Annotated in this window: 17 protein-coding genes; 8 read left to right on the top strand and 9 right to left on the bottom strand. The window is 43.4% G+C overall.

Features of this window, described 5'->3' with window-relative positions:
* Positions 1-143: 143 nt before the first annotated feature.
* A complete protein-coding gene (locus tag BLV00_RS10165; RefSeq protein ID WP_093044871.1) occupies positions 144-2,276 on the bottom strand; it encodes a heterodisulfide reductase-related iron-sulfur binding cluster in 2,133 nt (710 codons plus the stop codon).
* A gap of 205 nt (positions 2,277-2,481) precedes the next feature.
* Here BLV00_RS10165 and cls point away from each other — a divergent pair, with 205 nt between their 5' ends.
* Positions 2,482-3,672 (top strand): cardiolipin synthase, encoded by a 1,191-nt coding sequence (gene cls, locus BLV00_RS10170; protein ID WP_093044872.1) that lies wholly within the window; start codon positions 2,482-2,484, stop codon positions 3,670-3,672.
* 2 nt (positions 3,673-3,674) lie between these two features.
* On the opposite strand, the gene BLV00_RS10175 is transcribed toward cls, so the two are convergent.
* From BLV00_RS10175 to speE, 5 genes are all read right to left on the bottom strand, one after another.
* Positions 3,675-3,854 (bottom strand): XapX domain-containing protein, encoded by a 180-nt coding sequence (locus tag BLV00_RS10175; RefSeq protein WP_093044873.1) that lies wholly within the window; start codon positions 3,852-3,854, stop codon positions 3,675-3,677.
* Positions 3,855-4,087: 233 nt separating this feature from the next.
* Complete coding sequence (gene argS / locus BLV00_RS10180; RefSeq protein ID WP_093044874.1) at positions 4,088-5,758, bottom strand: arginine--tRNA ligase; 1,671 nt, start codon at positions 5,756-5,758, stop codon at positions 4,088-4,090.
* Entirely contained in the window at positions 5,755-6,198 is a 444-nt protein-coding gene (locus BLV00_RS10185; protein ID WP_093044875.1) for a YwiB family protein, read from the bottom strand. The genes argS and BLV00_RS10185 overlap by 4 nt, the downstream gene beginning before the upstream one ends.
* Positions 6,199-7,023: 825 nt before the next feature.
* Positions 7,024-7,896, bottom strand: a complete 873-nt coding sequence (gene speB, locus BLV00_RS10190) for an agmatinase (protein ID WP_093044876.1) — start codon at positions 7,894-7,896, stop codon at positions 7,024-7,026.
* Positions 7,897-7,907: 11 nt separating this feature from the next.
* Positions 7,908-8,735: a polyamine aminopropyltransferase gene (speE, locus tag BLV00_RS10195; RefSeq protein ID WP_093044877.1), complete on the bottom strand. Its 828-nt coding sequence runs from the start codon at positions 8,733-8,735 to the stop codon at positions 7,908-7,910.
* Between the two features lie 197 nt (positions 8,736-8,932).
* Between speE and BLV00_RS10200 the strand changes: the two genes are divergently transcribed.
* Positions 8,933-10,981 (top strand): transglycosylase domain-containing protein, encoded by a 2,049-nt coding sequence (locus tag BLV00_RS10200; protein ID WP_093044878.1) that lies wholly within the window; start codon positions 8,933-8,935, stop codon positions 10,979-10,981.
* Between the two features lie 154 nt (positions 10,982-11,135).
* On the opposite strand, the gene BLV00_RS10205 is transcribed toward BLV00_RS10200, so the two are convergent.
* Positions 11,136-11,672 (bottom strand): YwhD family protein, encoded by a 537-nt coding sequence (locus tag BLV00_RS10205; RefSeq protein WP_093044879.1) that lies wholly within the window; start codon positions 11,670-11,672, stop codon positions 11,136-11,138.
* Positions 11,673-12,434: 762 nt separating this feature from the next.
* Between BLV00_RS10205 and BLV00_RS10210 the strand changes: the two genes are divergently transcribed.
* Entirely contained in the window at positions 12,435-12,617 is a 183-nt protein-coding gene (locus tag BLV00_RS10210; protein ID WP_093044880.1) for a 2-hydroxymuconate tautomerase, read from the top strand.
* 42 nt (positions 12,618-12,659) lie between these two features.
* Here BLV00_RS10210 and BLV00_RS10215 read toward each other — a convergent pair whose 3' ends face one another.
* The gene (locus BLV00_RS10215; RefSeq protein WP_093044978.1) at positions 12,660-13,505 is read right to left on the bottom strand and encodes a dimethylarginine dimethylaminohydrolase family protein; all 846 of its coding nucleotides are present in this window, start codon (positions 13,503-13,505) and stop codon (positions 12,660-12,662) included.
* A 233-nt stretch (positions 13,506-13,738) separates the two neighbouring features.
* Here BLV00_RS10215 and BLV00_RS10220 point away from each other — a divergent pair, with 233 nt between their 5' ends.
* The 5 genes from BLV00_RS10220 to BLV00_RS10240 all read left to right on the top strand — a co-directional run bounded on the left by BLV00_RS10220 (position 13,739) and on the right by BLV00_RS10240 (position 15,605).
* Positions 13,739-13,939: a hypothetical protein gene (locus tag BLV00_RS10220; RefSeq protein WP_093044881.1), complete on the top strand. Its 201-nt coding sequence runs from the start codon at positions 13,739-13,741 to the stop codon at positions 13,937-13,939.
* 102 nt (positions 13,940-14,041) lie between these two features.
* Positions 14,042-14,254 (top strand): stress-induced protein, KGG, repeat-containing protein, encoded by a 213-nt coding sequence (locus BLV00_RS10225; protein ID WP_093044882.1) that lies wholly within the window; start codon positions 14,042-14,044, stop codon positions 14,252-14,254.
* A 65-nt stretch (positions 14,255-14,319) separates the two neighbouring features.
* Complete coding sequence (locus BLV00_RS10230; RefSeq protein WP_093044883.1) at positions 14,320-14,655, top strand: KGG domain-containing protein; 336 nt, start codon at positions 14,320-14,322, stop codon at positions 14,653-14,655.
* Between the two features lie 54 nt (positions 14,656-14,709).
* Positions 14,710-15,165: a KGG domain-containing protein gene (locus tag BLV00_RS10235; RefSeq protein ID WP_093044884.1), complete on the top strand. Its 456-nt coding sequence runs from the start codon at positions 14,710-14,712 to the stop codon at positions 15,163-15,165.
* 53 nt (positions 15,166-15,218) lie between these two features.
* Positions 15,219-15,605 (top strand): con-10 family general stress protein, encoded by a 387-nt coding sequence (locus BLV00_RS10240; RefSeq protein WP_093044885.1) that lies wholly within the window; start codon positions 15,219-15,221, stop codon positions 15,603-15,605.
* Between the two features lie 136 nt (positions 15,606-15,741).
* Here the strand turns inward: BLV00_RS10240 and BLV00_RS10245 are convergent, their stop codons facing one another.
* The gene (locus tag BLV00_RS10245; RefSeq protein WP_093044886.1) at positions 15,742-16,245 is read right to left on the bottom strand and encodes a YwgA family protein; all 504 of its coding nucleotides are present in this window, start codon (positions 16,243-16,245) and stop codon (positions 15,742-15,744) included.
* Between the last annotated feature and the right edge of the window lie 4 nt (positions 16,246-16,249).

Here is a 16,249-nt window from a genome sequence, read left to right on the forward strand (position 1 = left end):
GAGGGTTGGACACCGGCGTTCACTTCCGGTGCAGCCTCTCTTTGCAACAACCTTGAATCAGCATGATTGAACGCTCGCTCAACTTATCCTCATAAGGAAAGTGTACAAAACTTTCTGTACACTTTCCACAAAAATTCAAAATATTATGCTGATTTTTCCTGTTTATCTTCAAAAATCGACTTGGCCAGAATTTCTGCAATATCCATTGTTCCTACGGATTCCTCGACTTCTTTCGCCTTAGTACCGTCTGAAAGCATCGTCAGGCAGTATGGACAGCCGCTGGAAATCATCGTCGGGCTTGTTTCCAATGCCTGTTCGGTCCGTGCAACGTTGACGCGGTTGCCTGCTTTTTCTTCCATCCACATCATTCCCCCGCCAGCTCCACAGCACATACCATTTTCACGGTTACGCTTCATTTCAACTAATTTTACGCCTGGAATCATTTCCAGCACTTCACGCGGCGGCTGGTATACTTCGTTGTAACGGCCCAAGTAACAGCTATCATGGTAGGTGATCGTCTCATTGACCTCATTAACCGGTTTCAATCTGCCATCTTTCAGCCATTCAGCCAGCAGCTCGGTGTGGTGATAGACCTCTGCCTCAAAACCGAAATCCGGGTATTCATTTTTGAACGTATTATAGGCATGCGGGTCAATCGTAATGATCTTCTTGACGTCATTCTTTTCAAATTCTTTGATGTTCTTCTCGACAAGCTCCTGGTATAAGAACTCGTTACCCATCCGGCGAGCGGTATCACCGGAGTTACGTTCTTTGTTGCCGAGCGTAGCAAATTTAATACCAGCTTCATTCATCAGTTTAGCAAAAGCAAGAGCGATCTTCTGGCTTCGGTTGTCATATGCCCCCATGGAGCTGACCCAGAATAGATATTCAAACTCTTCGCCTTCTTTTTTCATTTCTTTAACAGTCGGAATACGGACATCCGGCTCTTGATCACGCCAGTCTTCCCGCTCTTTCTTCGACAAGCCCCAAGGATTGCCCTGTCGTTCGATGTTCGTCATCGCACGCTGTGCATCCGGGTCCATTTTTCCTTCCGTCAACACTAGGTAACGACGAAGGTCTATGATTTTATCAACGTGTTCGTTCATAACAGGGCACTGGTCTTCACAGTTACGACAAGTCGTACAAGCCCATAGCTCTTCCTCAGTGATGACATCGCCGATCAAGTTATGATTCTGTGCTGCTTCTACAGAAGCAGCTGCTTCGTCGCTGCCCTGTGTCTGTGCCATTTTAGCCAGCTGGTTCCCTTCGGTATTCGAGAACGCGTAAGCCGGCACCCATGGTGACTTACCGGTTACAGCAGCACCTTTCTCTGTCAATTGATCGCGGAGCTTGATGATCAGATCCATCGGTGACAGCATTTTTCCTGTTCCTGTAGCCGGGCAGACATTCGTACAACGTCCACACTCGACACAGGCATAAAAGTCAATCATTTGCAGCTGGTTGAAGTCTTCAATTTTACCGACACCAAATGAGACGTCCTCTTCAGCAGTCTCATCATCGACATCAAAGTCGATTTTAGAGAGCTTCCCGGGTGCGGTATGACGGGTCAGGAACACATTGACCGGGGCCGCCAGCAAATGGGCGTGCTTGGACTGCGGTACATAGACAAGGAAGCTTAATAGTACTAACAGATGAATCCACCACATGACGAAAAACACAGCAGCTGCAGCAGTCGGGCTCATCCACCCGAAAGCGTTTGCAATCAGTGTCGCAACAGGTTCTGTCCACGCGCCTTCATGACCGTGCCATATTAAGCCCATTCCATTACCGATCAATACACTTAGCATTAATGCTCCGATAAATAAAAGCACAAGCCCTGCTTTAAAGCCACGCTTCAAGCGGACAAGTTTTTCAACGTAACGTCGATGGAATGCCCAGACGACAGCGACCAGGATCATTAAAGTGACAAACTCCTGGAAGAACGTAAACCCTGGATAAAAAGGTCCGAGCGGCAGATGACTATCTGGTGCCAGTCCCTTCCAAATAAAATCGATAGCTCCAAATTGTACCAGGATGAAGCCATAGAACATCATCACATGGATGATCCCGGACTTTTTATCTTTTAATAATTTCTTTTGGCCAAAAACATAAATCCAGATATTCTTTAATCTTTCTTTAATCTCTCCATCGAACTCGAATTTTTTTCCGAGCTTGATATAAGCGATCCTCGTCATGACGACGCGCACGAATAAATAAAAACCGTAAATAGTAACGCCTAAAAATAAAATCCAATTCAATAATAACAGCGTGCTCATCCGTCTACCCCCTCGTTAGTATGAATCTCTCTCACTCTGCTGTCTCTCGAATTTTGGAAACGAGCCGTGAAAATTCAGAATCTTATAGCTTTACTATAAAATATGAATGAACATTCAGTCAACATATTTTATTTGCTTTTATGTACAAATTTTGGATGCTTTAGGGGAAGCTAAGGACGCTGGTGTCTACAGAGGAGGAAAAAAAATGACTATTTTACTATGGATCATAGCCGTCCTTATTATCATTATTTTGTTAATTTTATTAGACTTCGTATCAGGCAGACAGAACCATAAAAAGAACCTGAGAAAATTGACCTTCACAGAAACTTCAGGAAGTTACCGCTTGTTTCAAAGCGGGAATCGTCTTTTTGAGGCATTGTTCACCGATATTAAAAATGCAGAAACACATATTGATATCCTATTTTTTATTGTAAAACAGGATGAAACGAGTCAGCGTTTTTATAAGCTCCTGCAGCAAAAAGCTCAGGAAGGTGTGGTAGTTCGCTTGATGGTTGATCGTCTTGGAGGATTCCGGATTAACAAGTCACTGCGAGAGCAACTTGAAAATTCAGGTATACAATTCCAATTCGCCGCAAAACCTCAATTTCCTTTTTTTATTTACAAATTGAATCGGCGAAATCACAGGAAGATTGTCGTAATTGATGGAAAAATCGGGTATGTCGGAGGTTATAACGTCGCGGATGAGTATGTAGGGAAAGATGCAGAAATGGGAGATTGGCGCGACTATCACCTGCGCATGACGGGTGAAGTCGTGACACAGCTGCATGCAGTCTTTTTAGATGATTGGTTTTTGAATACAAAGGAGAAACTATTTCCGGCGAAAGCTCATGAAAGAGGAGCGCATGTATTGAAGGTTTTGCCGACTGAATACGGAGAATTAGAGGAGGTTTTAGTAAAAAAATTTTCAACGGCGAAACAAGAGATTCTGCTTGGAAGCCCTTATTTCATTCCCTCAAGAAAAATGATGGATGCCTTACTGCAGGCAATTCAGAGAGGCGTCACTATCAAACTGCTCTGCCCACTAAAATCGGACCACCCGTTTGTAAAAGAGGGAGGTATCCCTTTTTATGAGGAATTGTACCGCGCCGGTGGAGAAGTCCGCTTGTACGATGCTGGTTTTTATCATGCAAAAGTTTTTATCATCGATAAGGAATTCTGCGACCTCGGTACCTCCAACCTTGATTTAAGGAGTCTTTTCCTTAATAAAGAGATTAATATTTTCTTTTATGACAAGGAATTCATCCATGATATGAGGAAGCGTTTTTTACAGGATTTCGCAGAAGGTATCCCCTTCGATGACAATTGGCTTGCCTCACGCTCCATAGGTACAAAAATCAATATAAAAATCGCGCGGCTGATCCGCCCGATTTTATAATATCATCTGATAAAGTTGGAAAGCACCGGTCCAACCCAAGCAAACACTTTGAATCCCAGATAGATGCCAATAATTCCAGCCACCCCGGCAAATGCTGGTGGTGCAGGAATTGGGAGCTTGAACCAGGCAAATAAAAAACCCACGATAAAGCCGGTCAATAACGCTAAAATGACTTCTTTCATAACGAATCTCCTTTCGGTACAGCCATCATGTTTAGTATAACGCCTATGATAGAAATTAAAAAAAGATTTTCTCTCAAAGCGAGAGAAAATCTTTTTTACGGGTTCTTTTTCATGCTTGGAGAAAAGGCCAGGGAAACGACCGCTTTCCTTCCCCCTATTTGTAATAACATCCATGAAACCCTTTATCCTAAATATCTGCCAACACTTATTATGAATAATACTCCCGCATAAACCTACATTCGCTCTGGCGCGGATACTCCGATCAGGTCTAATGCATTGGCCAGTGTGGTGCGGACGGCTTTCATCAATCCGACACGCGCTTTTGTGCGTTCCGGTTGTTCCTGATCCAGCACTTTTTCAGCATTATAAAAGCTGTGAAGGTTGGATGCCAGGTCAAACGCATATTGTGTCACACGGTGAGGCGTGCGTTTATCTGCTGCATCACCAACGACTTGCGGGAATTCTCCCAGACGCTTAAGCAGGTCTTCTTCTTTTTCCGAATCAAGCAGGGTCGCATCAAAATTCATATCGAATTCGACACCCTTTTCTTCAGCCTGGCGAAGCATCGAACAGATCCTGGCATGCGCATATTGCACATAATAGACCGGGTTTTCATTAGACTCAGAACGAGCAAGGTCCATATCAAAGTCCAGGTGTGAATCGGCAGAACGCATCGAGAAGAAATACCGCATTGCGTCGATGCCTACTTCCTCCATCAATTCGCGCAGCGTAACTGCTTTTCCTGTCCGCTTACTCATTTTCACTTTCTCGCCATCCTGGAATAAGTTGACCATCTGAATGATCTCCACTTCCAACGTATCTTTTTCATAGCCAAGCGCCTGGATAGCTGCTTGCATACGAGGGATATAACCATGGTGATCAGCACCCCAGATATTAATCAACGTGTTGAAGCCGCGATCCATTTTGTTTTTATGATAAGCGATATCCGGCGTCAGGTATGTGTAGCTTCCGTCCTGTTTAATTAAGACACGATCTTTATCATCACCGAACTCGGTCGTCTTAAACCAGGTAGCACCGTCCTGCTCATAGGTGAACCCTTTGTCTTCAAGTACTTTCAGCGCCTTATCGATTTTCCCATCCTGGTACAAGGAGGTTTCTGAGAACCACTCGTCGAACGGTACGCGGAAATCTTCCAAATCGACTTTGATTTTATCGAGTTCAAATTTCAATCCATACTCACGGAAATAAGCGAGGCGCTCCTGTGCCGGTTTATCCGCCCACTCTGTACCGTGGTCTTCCACTAACTTTTTACCCAGTTCGATAATGTCCTTGCCGTGATAACCATCTTCCGGCATTTCCCAATCTTTACCGAGCGCCTGCATATAGCGGGCTTCTACGGAATTTGCCAGGTTGTTGATCTGATTTCCGGCATCGTTGATATAATACTCACGGGAAACTTCATATCCAGCTTTGGCAAGAATGTTGGAAAGGGAATCACCGACCGCAGCGCCACGGGCATGACCAAGGTGAAGGGTTCCGGTCGGGTTCGCTGAAACGAACTCTACCTGGATTTTTTCACCCTTTCCCGTGTCGCTTTCGCCATACGTTTCCCCCGCTTTCAGAATCGTAGCCACCAGGTCGGTCAAATACTGGTTATCCATATAAAAATTGATGAATCCTGGCCCGGCAATTTCAATTTTATCAATGGATGCTTTCGTATTATCAAAATTAGCGACAATATCCTCTGCAATCATACGTGGTGCTTTTTTGGCAATCCTCGCCAACTGCATCGCCATGTTTGTGGCATAATCTCCGTGCGCTTTATCCTTCGGTTGTTCCAGTACGACTTCCGGCATTTCTTCATCGGTTGCCAATCCCGCTTTTAACACAGCCTGCTGGATTTCCTGTTTCAATTTCGTTTCCGTTTGCTCCACAATGTTCATTGTGCTGTTTCCTCCTTACGATAAGTCAAGGTTAATCGATGACGCTGGGTGATTTCCTGATTCAAGGTCAGCTGGTAGCTGATGAACAACCGTCCTTTACTTCCTTGAGATAAGGATTGGTGTTCAATCTGATCCGTAAACGTGTTCATATGAAAAACACCATACGTATGATGGTAATTGTTTTCTGTCGCTTGCTTTTTGCGGAAAATCTGGTGCATCTTGACGGCTCCAGAGCGTTTGATGCTGACTTTCCCTGGCTGAATGGTAATCATCGTATCGATCGGATCGCCTTCATCGGGGTGCTCGGTAAACTTGAGAACTTGGGTATTTCCCCGTTCAAAAAATCCTCCCTGTTCTTCCATTACAACTTCTTCTTTCCGACCGCTGTCCCTGATCTCCGTCACGAGGCGAATCGATACCGGTGTCTGTGCAGCACTCATACTATCTCTCCTTACGTTCCTCTTAACCTATCCATTATAAAAACTAAGCAAGAAAAGCGCAAGTCCTCCAGGAATATCAGTGATTTATAGGGCCGTAAAGTCGAAGACTTGATTTCGAGATATTGTTTGGAGAGCTTAGGGGGGTTGGGGAAGGATTCGCTTTCTAGCTCAATCACCTGGACACTCGCGACATAAGCAGTCCAACAACGGGAAGAAAGAGCCCTTCCCTTTTGCTGTTCTGCTTATGCGTGTCGTTTTCCCCAAGGTGATTACGCATTCATTTCTTTCCGCGGGGAAGTCGGCAAGCCTCCTCGTGCTAAAGCTCTGCGGGGTCTTGGTCTATCCTTTTCCGCAGGAGTCTCCCCCTTCCCCCACGCCCCTTCCCTAATAAGCATATCGAAATCGCCTTGTATGTACTATTTAATTTCGTGAAAATCCCTGCCCTTATGCCGCATTAATTGTATTTTCTGCTTCAATAACACATCATTTTGACTGAGTTTCGAGATTATAATCCTTGTATGGTGGCTGGGAAAACGGTGAGACTCCTCGAAAATGCTATGCATTTTCTTCGTGCGGTGTTTATTCAAGGAGGAAATTCAAAGTCCTGTGGGATGTATATGTTCGGTTAGATCCCCCAAGGTGAAGCCTGAGGAAGCTCACCACATGCCCACGGAAAGCGATCCGTCTTCCAAGCCACCATAACCGCAACCTAAAGTCTCGACACTGAGTGTTCAATAAAAGGGAGCTTATCTGTAAAAGTAACAATGGTATGTAATGGAGCCTAAGTAAAAAACTGCCGCACGCCATGGTGCAGCAGTTTCTTCATTATTTCACCCAGCCAAGCAACATTTCACGGACAAATTTGCTGGCTGCGATAGCTGTTTGTTCAGTTGGGTCATACGCGGGTGCTACTTCTACAAGGTCACCGCCTACCACCCGAATATCAGCATCTGCAATCATATGGATCGCTTTTACTAATTCTTTTGACGAAATACCGCCTGCTTCTGCGGTTCCGGTACCTGGGGCAAATGCAGGATCCAGTACATCGATATCGATGGTGACGTAGACTGGACGTCCCTTCAGACGTGGCAGCATTTCCTTCAACGGTTCAGCCACATCATATTTTGCCATGTACATTCCACTTTCTCTGGCATACTGGAATTCTTCACGCATGCCGGAGCGGATACCAAATGAATATACGTTTTCCGGTCCGATCATCTCACAAGTTTTTCTGATCGGTGTGGAATGGGATAATGGCTCTCCTTCATATTCTTCACGTAAATCAGCATGGGCATCAATATGGATGACTGCAAGATCTGAATACTTCTGGTACATCGCCTTCAGTACTGGCCAGGTGACCAGGTGCTCACCGCCCAGACCTAACGGAAACTTTCCTTTCTCTAACAGCTTCCCAATATACTCTTCAATCATATCGATGCTCCGCTGCGGGTTCCCGAACGGTAATGGAATGTCTCCGGCGTCGAAGTAATTGACTTCCTCTAGATGTTTATCCAGATACGGACTATATTCCTCCAGGCCGATCGATGCTTCCCGGATCCGGTTCGGTCCAAAGCGTGAACCAGGGCGGAAGCTGACGGTCCAATCCATCGGCATCCCGTAAATGACTGCATCAGCAGCGTCCCCGTCCTCCCTGCTCATAATAAAAACTTTTCCAGAATAAGCTTCGTCAAAGCGCATGCTACCCCTCCTTACTCTGTCAAATCTCTAACGAATTTTGGCAGTGCAAATGCTGCTTTATGCAACTCTTTTGTATAATATTTCGCTTCTATGGCATGGAATCGCTCTTCGGACACTTCCAGGGGATCATATTGCTTGCTTCCGATGGTGAAAGTCCAAAGGCCACTTGGGTAAGTAGGAATATTAGCAGTGTAGACACGGGTGATCGGAAAGGTTTCTTTCACATCGCTGTATACCTGCCGAATTAAATCCGCTTTAAACCAAGGGTTGTCCGTCTGGGCAACAAAAATCCCATCGCTTTTCAACGCCTTCGCTATTCCTTCATAAAAGCCTTTGCTGAACAAATTGACCGCTGGACCTACGGGCTCGGTGGAATCCACCATGATGACATCATAGTCATCTTCACTCTCGGCAATATGCATAAATCCGTCTGCTACTTTCACTTCGACGCGAGAGTCTTCCAGCTTACCTGCGATTTCAGGCAAATACTCCTTCGAATACTCGATCACCTTACCGTCAATTTCTACCAGGGTCGCTTTTTCTACTTCAGGGTGCTTCAATACTTCACGAATGACACCGCCATCCCCTCCGCCGACTACCAGTACATTTTTTGGATTAGGATGTGTAAACAGTGGCACATGTGCCACCATTTCATGGTAGACGAATTCATCTTTTTGCGTCGTCATCACCATATCATCCAGAACAAGCATGTTCCCCCACTCTTCTGTTTCCAGCATGTCCAACTGTTGAAAATCTGTTTTCTCTGTATGAAGCGAACGTTTAATCTTCGCTGTTATACCGAAATTCTCGGTCTGCTTTTCTGTAAACCATGTACTCATCTATCCTAACTCCCTTCGTTTATAAAACAGGTATCCTTCTATTTATTCCTGTAAACAATCAAATTATAGAGAATTCCAGAAAAAAAGCAATACTTTCTCATTCTGGGGCCAAAATCAAACCCATGTTTAATTTTTACCCCATTATCCCATAATGTTAAAAAACATTCGAAAAAGTCGGATAACGGGGAGCGCTTAACATGAAAAAATGGTTCCAGCAACGCAACAAATGGATACGTTCACTTCTTTTGCTCAGTACAGGCGCAATCGCTGTCGGGTTGGCAGCCATGATTGTGGTGCTTCTCTATGCGTTGATCAGCGGCCCGCCGTCGTTGACTACAGAGCAAAATACCATCTATTACAGCCAGGATGGTAAAGTAATTGAAGAAGATTTCGGTACCAAACGACGGTATTGGGTCGACTTGGAAAACATATCCCCTTATGTCGTCCAGGCAACGCTCACCTCCGAGGATCGTCATTTTTATGACCATTCCGGATTTGATATCAAGCGAATCGGTGCAGCTGTGTTGAAAAATATCCGCAACCTTTCCAAAGTGGAAGGCGCAAGCACGATTACCCAACAGTATGCCCGTAACCTTTACTTATCCCATGAAAAAACGTGGATTCGTAAAGCGAAAGAAGCAGTCTATGCACTCAGGCTGGAAATGTTCTATGAGAAAGATGAAATTTTGGCCGGGTATTTGAACACTATTTATTATGGCCATGGCGCTTATGGCATTGAAGCGGCCAGCCGATACTTTTTTGATAAACATGCTGATGAATTGACGCTTGCTGAAGCTGCGATGCTTGCTGGCGTTCCTAAAGGACCAAGCTATTATTCTCCTTATAATAATGAAGAGAACGCCAATAATCGCCAAGCACGCATTTTGGCCAGCATGGAAGCAGCAGGTCATATCGATGCTGATGAAAGTGAGCTCGCCTCACGTGAAGTGCTGGATTATCAGGAACCATCAGAAGTCGAAGCACCAGATATCGCTCCTTATTTCCAGGATGTTGTTGCAATAGAAGCCATGAATCGGCTTGATATCGACCGGGAACAGTTAACTGTCGGAGGCTATCATATTTATACGACGCTTGATATTCCTACCCAGGAAGTATTAGAAAAATCGATGGAACGTCATATCAATAAAAATTCACAAATTCAAGCAGCGGGCATTGTATTAGAACCCGGATCCGGAGCAATCAAAGGGCTGGTAGGCGGCCGAGATTATGAAGCAAGTCCATTCAACCGGGTAACCCAGGCAAAACGGATGGTCGGCTCCACTATCAAACCGTTTTTATATTATGAAGCTCTGGCCAGCGGCTTTACACCGACGACACAATTGGTAAGTAAACCGACTAAATTTGAACTTGGAGATGGGGAAACTTACGCCCCAAGTAATTTCGACGGCTATTATGCCAACGAGCCCATCACAATGGCACAAGCCCTGGCGCTGTCCGATAATATTTATGCAGTAAAAACGAATGTCTACCTGGGGCCGGAACGTTTAAAAAATACATTGAAGCAATTCGGGATTTCAGGAGATATTCCAGCAGTACCTTCCTTAGCTTTAGGTACAGCCTCCCTTTCGTTATACGATATGGCTAAAGCTTACAGTAAACTTGCTCGTCCTGAAGAGGGTAACACTCCTCATGCCATCACTAAAATCACAGACAGTCACGGGAATACCCTTTATGAATACGAGCCGCCAGCAGCAAAAAAAGCTATTGATCCTGTACGTGCCTTCATCACCGCTCATATGATGACAGGTATGTTTGATTCATCACTTAATGGATATATGCGCGTGACAGGTTCGAGCATTGCTGATCAACTCAGTCGTCCTTACGCCGGAAAATCAGGAACAACCAATACAGACAGCTGGATGATGGGATTCAGTCCTAAGCTTGTAGCCGGTGTTTGGACTGGCTACGATCAACAAAAAAAAATAACGAGAGTGAGCGAATTTCAATACGCCAAAAGCATATGGGCCGATGTAATGGAAAAAGCTCATGAAGATAAGAACTTCACTACCATGAAGGCACCGGAGGGTGTAATAGGCGTTTATGTCGACCCCACAACAGGCCTCCGGGCGACTCCCTATTGTGATAAACAAAGGTTGATGTATTTTGAACAAGGAAAAGAACCAAAGGGTTTTTGTACCGAACATACGTATGAAAAGGATCAGCATCATTTAGAAGAAGAGAAAAATAAAGGCGGATGGAAGGAAATGCTGGACTGGCTATTTTAAGTTTCCCAAAAGAAAAAGGTCGAGGGATATCCCCGACCTTCTTCTTTGTCCTAGTAAACATGTATAACCCATGTGATAAACATTTTACAAATTTCACAAAAAAACCTCAAGATTTTCACACATCATTCACAATTTCGACACATTTGTCAGCTGTTTATACCTTCAGGGCTTGCTTTAATTCATCCGAGGAATTCTCCCACATTTCCTCACTATGCTCGCGCAAGAATTTAGTAAGCACCGCTTTTGATTTGTCGTCCATATGCTCAACGACAAATTTTCCTTTCAATGATTTGTCCATGTGGTTAACGTGTTCAGGAAGCAATTTATATCCACGGCGAATTTCACGGTCTACCAGGATTTCACTGCTGGCTACACCATAATATAGGGGGCCTTTCTCTGTACGTTCAATGGTTACCCAAGTGATCCAATACAACAAACCATTTGGTACCTCTGACTTGTCGGTAAGAAACTTGATCCGCTTTTCGACGGCACTGCGGGCATGCATGGCACCCATATCGACATAAGCTTCTTCTTCGTTAGGGTCGACGATGACCGGAGACATATTTTCTAAGGTGATCGCACCGACACCATAACCGCCGTGTCCATCGGTAGAGTCATCTTTTAATATTGTAAATTGATTTTTCTTTTTGTCTTGATCATTGTTTTTCTTGAACTGGTCAAATTCTTTCATGGTAAGGAGCCTCCTCTTTCCGATCGTTTATTTTTTCATTTTAACATACTGCTTCGTTCTGTTCAGTTTGTAAAACTTGAAGAAAAAAGCAGGTATTTCGACAAATCATAAAGAAATAGTTATGCAGTCTGTCGATTGATGGCTTTTTCCACTAAAGGACCATAAAGTCGAAGACTTTATTTCGATATTGTTTGGGGGAGCTTAGGGGCGTTGGGGAAGGATTCGCTTTCCGCGGGGAAGCCGACAAGCCTCCTCGAGCTAAAGCTCTGTGGGGTCTTGCCAGTCTATCCTTTCCCGCAGGAGTCTCAACCTTCCCCCACGCCCTTACCACATAAGATTATCGAAATCGCTCTTAAATTTACTTACCCTAAATTGTTAGGAGAATACTATTACAATGCCAGATTGATCCGTTCTTATTGCTTCAAAAGTATGCCATTCATAACAGAAGTTTCGAGATTCTTACAACCATATGGTGGCTGGAAAAACGGTGAGACTCCTCGGAAATGCTACGCATTTCCTTCGTGCGGTGTGTATTCTAGATGTTTATTCAAAGTCCTGTGGGATGAACATGATCGGTGAGAGCCCGCAAGGAGAAGCCTGAGGAAGCTCACCACATGCCCACGGAAAGCGATTCCTTTTTCCCAGCCACCATAACCGCAACCTAAAGTGTTGAAATTGAGTTTTCATGAAAAGGGAGCTTAACTGTAAAATCAACACGTAGATAAAACAGAGCCAAAAAGAAAAGAAGGGAGTCAGGTATCAATGCCTATCGTAACTGTACAAATGCTGGAAGGTCGGACGGATGAACAGAAAAAAGCATTAGTTGAAGAAGTGACAGATGCAGTCACTAGAACTACTGGTGCCAGGAAAGAAGCAGTAACTATCGTTATCGAAGAAATGGCCAAATCTCATTACGCTGTCGGCGGTAAACGAATTAGTGATTAAAACACAGATAAGCCCGGGCAAATCGCGCCCGGGCTTTTTTTGTTATTGTGAAGTGGATCGCCGCAATGGCATCGTACAGCAGCGGAATGAGCCTCCAGACTTGATAACTTCGGAGAACTCAACTTCTATGACTTCGAATCCTTTCTCCCGCATCTTCTCATTCACTTTTTTATTGTGGGGGAGGCTGATGATTTTGCCTGGAGCAATGGATAGAACATTGACTCCCATGGTGAACTGTTCATGTTCATCTACTTCAATCAGCTTGTACTGGCGGCTCAGCATATCATATTCTTCTTTTCTGAGCGCCCCAGGAAAAACCAAAGCGTACTCTGGAGAGAGAATGTTGAATACACAATCAAGATGCAAATACTCTTCTTTGATTGGCACCGCAGTCACATTATGACCAGGAAGCAATGCCTGAAGATTTGCAACCCCATCGTTATTCGTACGGTCGCTCAGGCCGACCCACACCTGGTCTCCATCAACGATGACATCTCCGCCTTCAATCGTGCCTTTGCAGACCTTTTCCCAGCTGGCATTTTCCTGCTCCAATATCTCTTGCAACAATTTTTCTTCTCCTTCACGTACTTCATTTCCCATATTGGAAACAATCACTTTTTCTCCGATACAGATTCCAATATCCCTGGTAAACACTTGTTCATGAAAGGATTCTTCGGGTTCCAATTCAATTACTTCTATATTATGTTTCCGCATTAATTTTACAAAACCATGATGTTGCTTACATGCCTGATTGATATCTATATTTTCATCGATGTATTTCTTTTGTGTTTCATTGATGGCTTCCTCAATCCGCATATAGGCAGGTGAGCATACAACCACCTTTTTTAACGGATCAAATTCCGATTCACACCCGATACCTTCATTCATTTTTTCCTCTTCTTTCAATACTACGGACAAAGCTACCACCTCTGTATGATTTATTCATTACTAATAATTCCCTTTATTATAAGAAGCAAACCTGTTCAGTATCATTCCTATTTATATTGTCCTATATCGTCCGAACCATTATTCACATAGACAGTTTAAAATTGTGAAAGGTTGGCAATTAAAATTGTGTAACAGCAAAGAACAAAATTCTAAAGGAAAAGGAGGTTACCTATTTGGCTAAGGATGAAAAAGACAATAAAAAGATGGGTTATGATGAAGCGGGTCCGAGGAAAGACCGAAAAACCGAAAAAAAATATGATCCGCATAGACTTTCGGATATAGCGGATGAAAATGAAGAAGATCCGGTCAGCCATAAATATAAACAAGACAACTATAAAGACGTAAGAAGAAACGATGATCCATCAAACACTTAAATTACATTCAAATTACAAAGTTGGCAATTTAAAGCAAATGAGTTTTATACAATCGATATCGTGGTAACTTAAACAACAACTACTCAAAAGGAGGTTTCAACAATGGCTAACAATAAAAATAACAACCGTAAAATGAGTTATGAGGAAGCTGGACAAAAAGGCGGCGAGAAAGTAAGTAATAAGTACAGCCAGGAACACTTTGAGGAAATCGGTAAAAAGGGCGGAGAAAAAGTAAGCGATAAGTACAGTAAGCAGCACTTCGAAGAGATTGGCAAAAAAGGCGGAAGAAATTCCAACTCTAACAACAATTCTTAATTTGAATTAAACTTCATTAAATTTAAGAAATTAGCTACACATAATCATTTAAGGAGGTTTTAAGCATGGCTAAGAGCAATAACAACAACCGTAACATGAGTGTAGAGGAAGCAGGCAAAAAAGGTGGAGAAAAAGTAAGCGAGAAATATAACCAGGAACATTTTGAAGAAATCGGACAAAAAGGCGGAGAAAAAACAAGCGAGAAATACAATCAGAAACACTTCGAAGATATCGGGCAAAAAGGTGGCGAAACCACCAGTCAGAAAAAAGATAAAGAGTTCTATCAGGAAATCGGTAAAAAAGGTGGCGAAACAACAAGCGAGAAACATGGTGAGGAATTCTATGAAGATATCGGACAAAAAGGCGGTAACCGCTCTCGCGGAGGCAGATCCAACCGCTAATTCAAATACTCACTATTATTCATGTCCAAAAAAACACCTAAGGAGGTTTTAAGCATGGCTAAGAACAATAACAACAATCGTAACATGAGCGTCGAAGAAGCAGGTAAAAAAGGCGGCGAAAAAGTAAGCGAGAAATATAATCAGAAGCACTTTGAAGAAATCGGACAAAAAGGCGGAGAAAAAACAAGTGACAAGTATGACAAGCAGCACTTTGAAGAGATTGGTAAAAAAGGTGGCGAAACCGTAAGCGATAAATATGACCAGGAGCATTTTGAAGAAATTGGTCAAAAAGGCGGAGAAACTACGAGTGACAAATATGATCAGAAGCACTTCGAAGATATCGGTCAAAAAGGCGGCGAGACCACCAGTCAGAAAAAAGATAAAGAGTTCTATCAGGAGATCGGTAAAAAAGGTGGCGAAACAACAAGCGAGAAACATGGTGAGGAATTCTATGAAGATATCGGACAAAAAGGCGGTAACCGCTCTCGCGGAGGCAGATCCAACCGCTAAATAAAGTACTCACTATAATTCATGTACAAAAAACATCTAAGGAGGTTTTAAGCATGGCTAAGAACAATAACAACAATCGTAACATGAGCGTTGAAGAAGCAGGTAAAAAAGGCGGCGAAAAAGTAAGCGAGAAATATAATCAGAAACACTTTGAAGAAATCGGCCAAAAAGGCGGAGAAAAAACAAGCGACAAGTATGACAAGCAGCACTTCGAAGAGATTGGTAAAAAAGGTGGCGAAACCGTAAGCGATAAATATGACCAGGAGCATTTTGAAGAAATTGGTCAAAAAGGCGGCGAAACCACCAGCCAGAAAAAAGATAAAGAGTTCTATCAGGAAATCGGACAAAAAGGTGGCGAAAAAACAAGTGAGAAGCATGGAGAGGAATTCTACGAAGACATCGGTAAAAAAGGCGGTAGAAATTCCAACTCCAACAGGTAAATAACTTCTCACCTGATCATACAAGAGGGCTGTCCTGTAGCGAGGGCAGTCCTCTTTTGCATAGGAAGATTCCTATGTTTGTCTATTATAACAAACGTTACCTTTATTTCAAACTAAAAAACCGTACCCCCTATTTTTAGTGGAGGGTACGGCGCATTTCTTCGATAAAGCTCCAAGCTTCGTTTATCTCATCCATCGTATAATTCTGTTTACTTTTTACCGTCCGTACTTTCTCTTCTACTTCTTCCCTAGGTAAATGTTCAAAGTATAACATGGTTGAAACGAGTTCCAGAAAACGGGAGCTTTTTTCTTTCATTTTTGAAATCCGCTCCCTCATCGCTGGCAACTCTACCTGGTAATGCTCCAGAAATTTATTTCCAGCATCTGTCAGTTGGTAGCGATACTGGTAATAGTTCTTTTTTTCTTCTTTTGTTTCATTGATAAACCCGAGGTTGCACAACTCCTCGATTCTTAACGTCAGTTCCTCAGAATATGGTCCGTAAAAATGAAACTGGTAGCGTTCTTCAAAAGGTACCTCACATTTTTTTAAGATATAAATGATTTTTTGCAGCTTCTTTCTCCCTACGATTTCCTCTGAGCTGGCAAAAAAACGCATAAGTTTTGCATGGTTTTCTAACATACGG

The organism is Thalassobacillus cyri, assembly GCF_900107755.1.
Lineage (GTDB): Bacteria > Bacillota > Bacilli > Bacillales > Halobacillaceae > Thalassobacillus > Thalassobacillus cyri.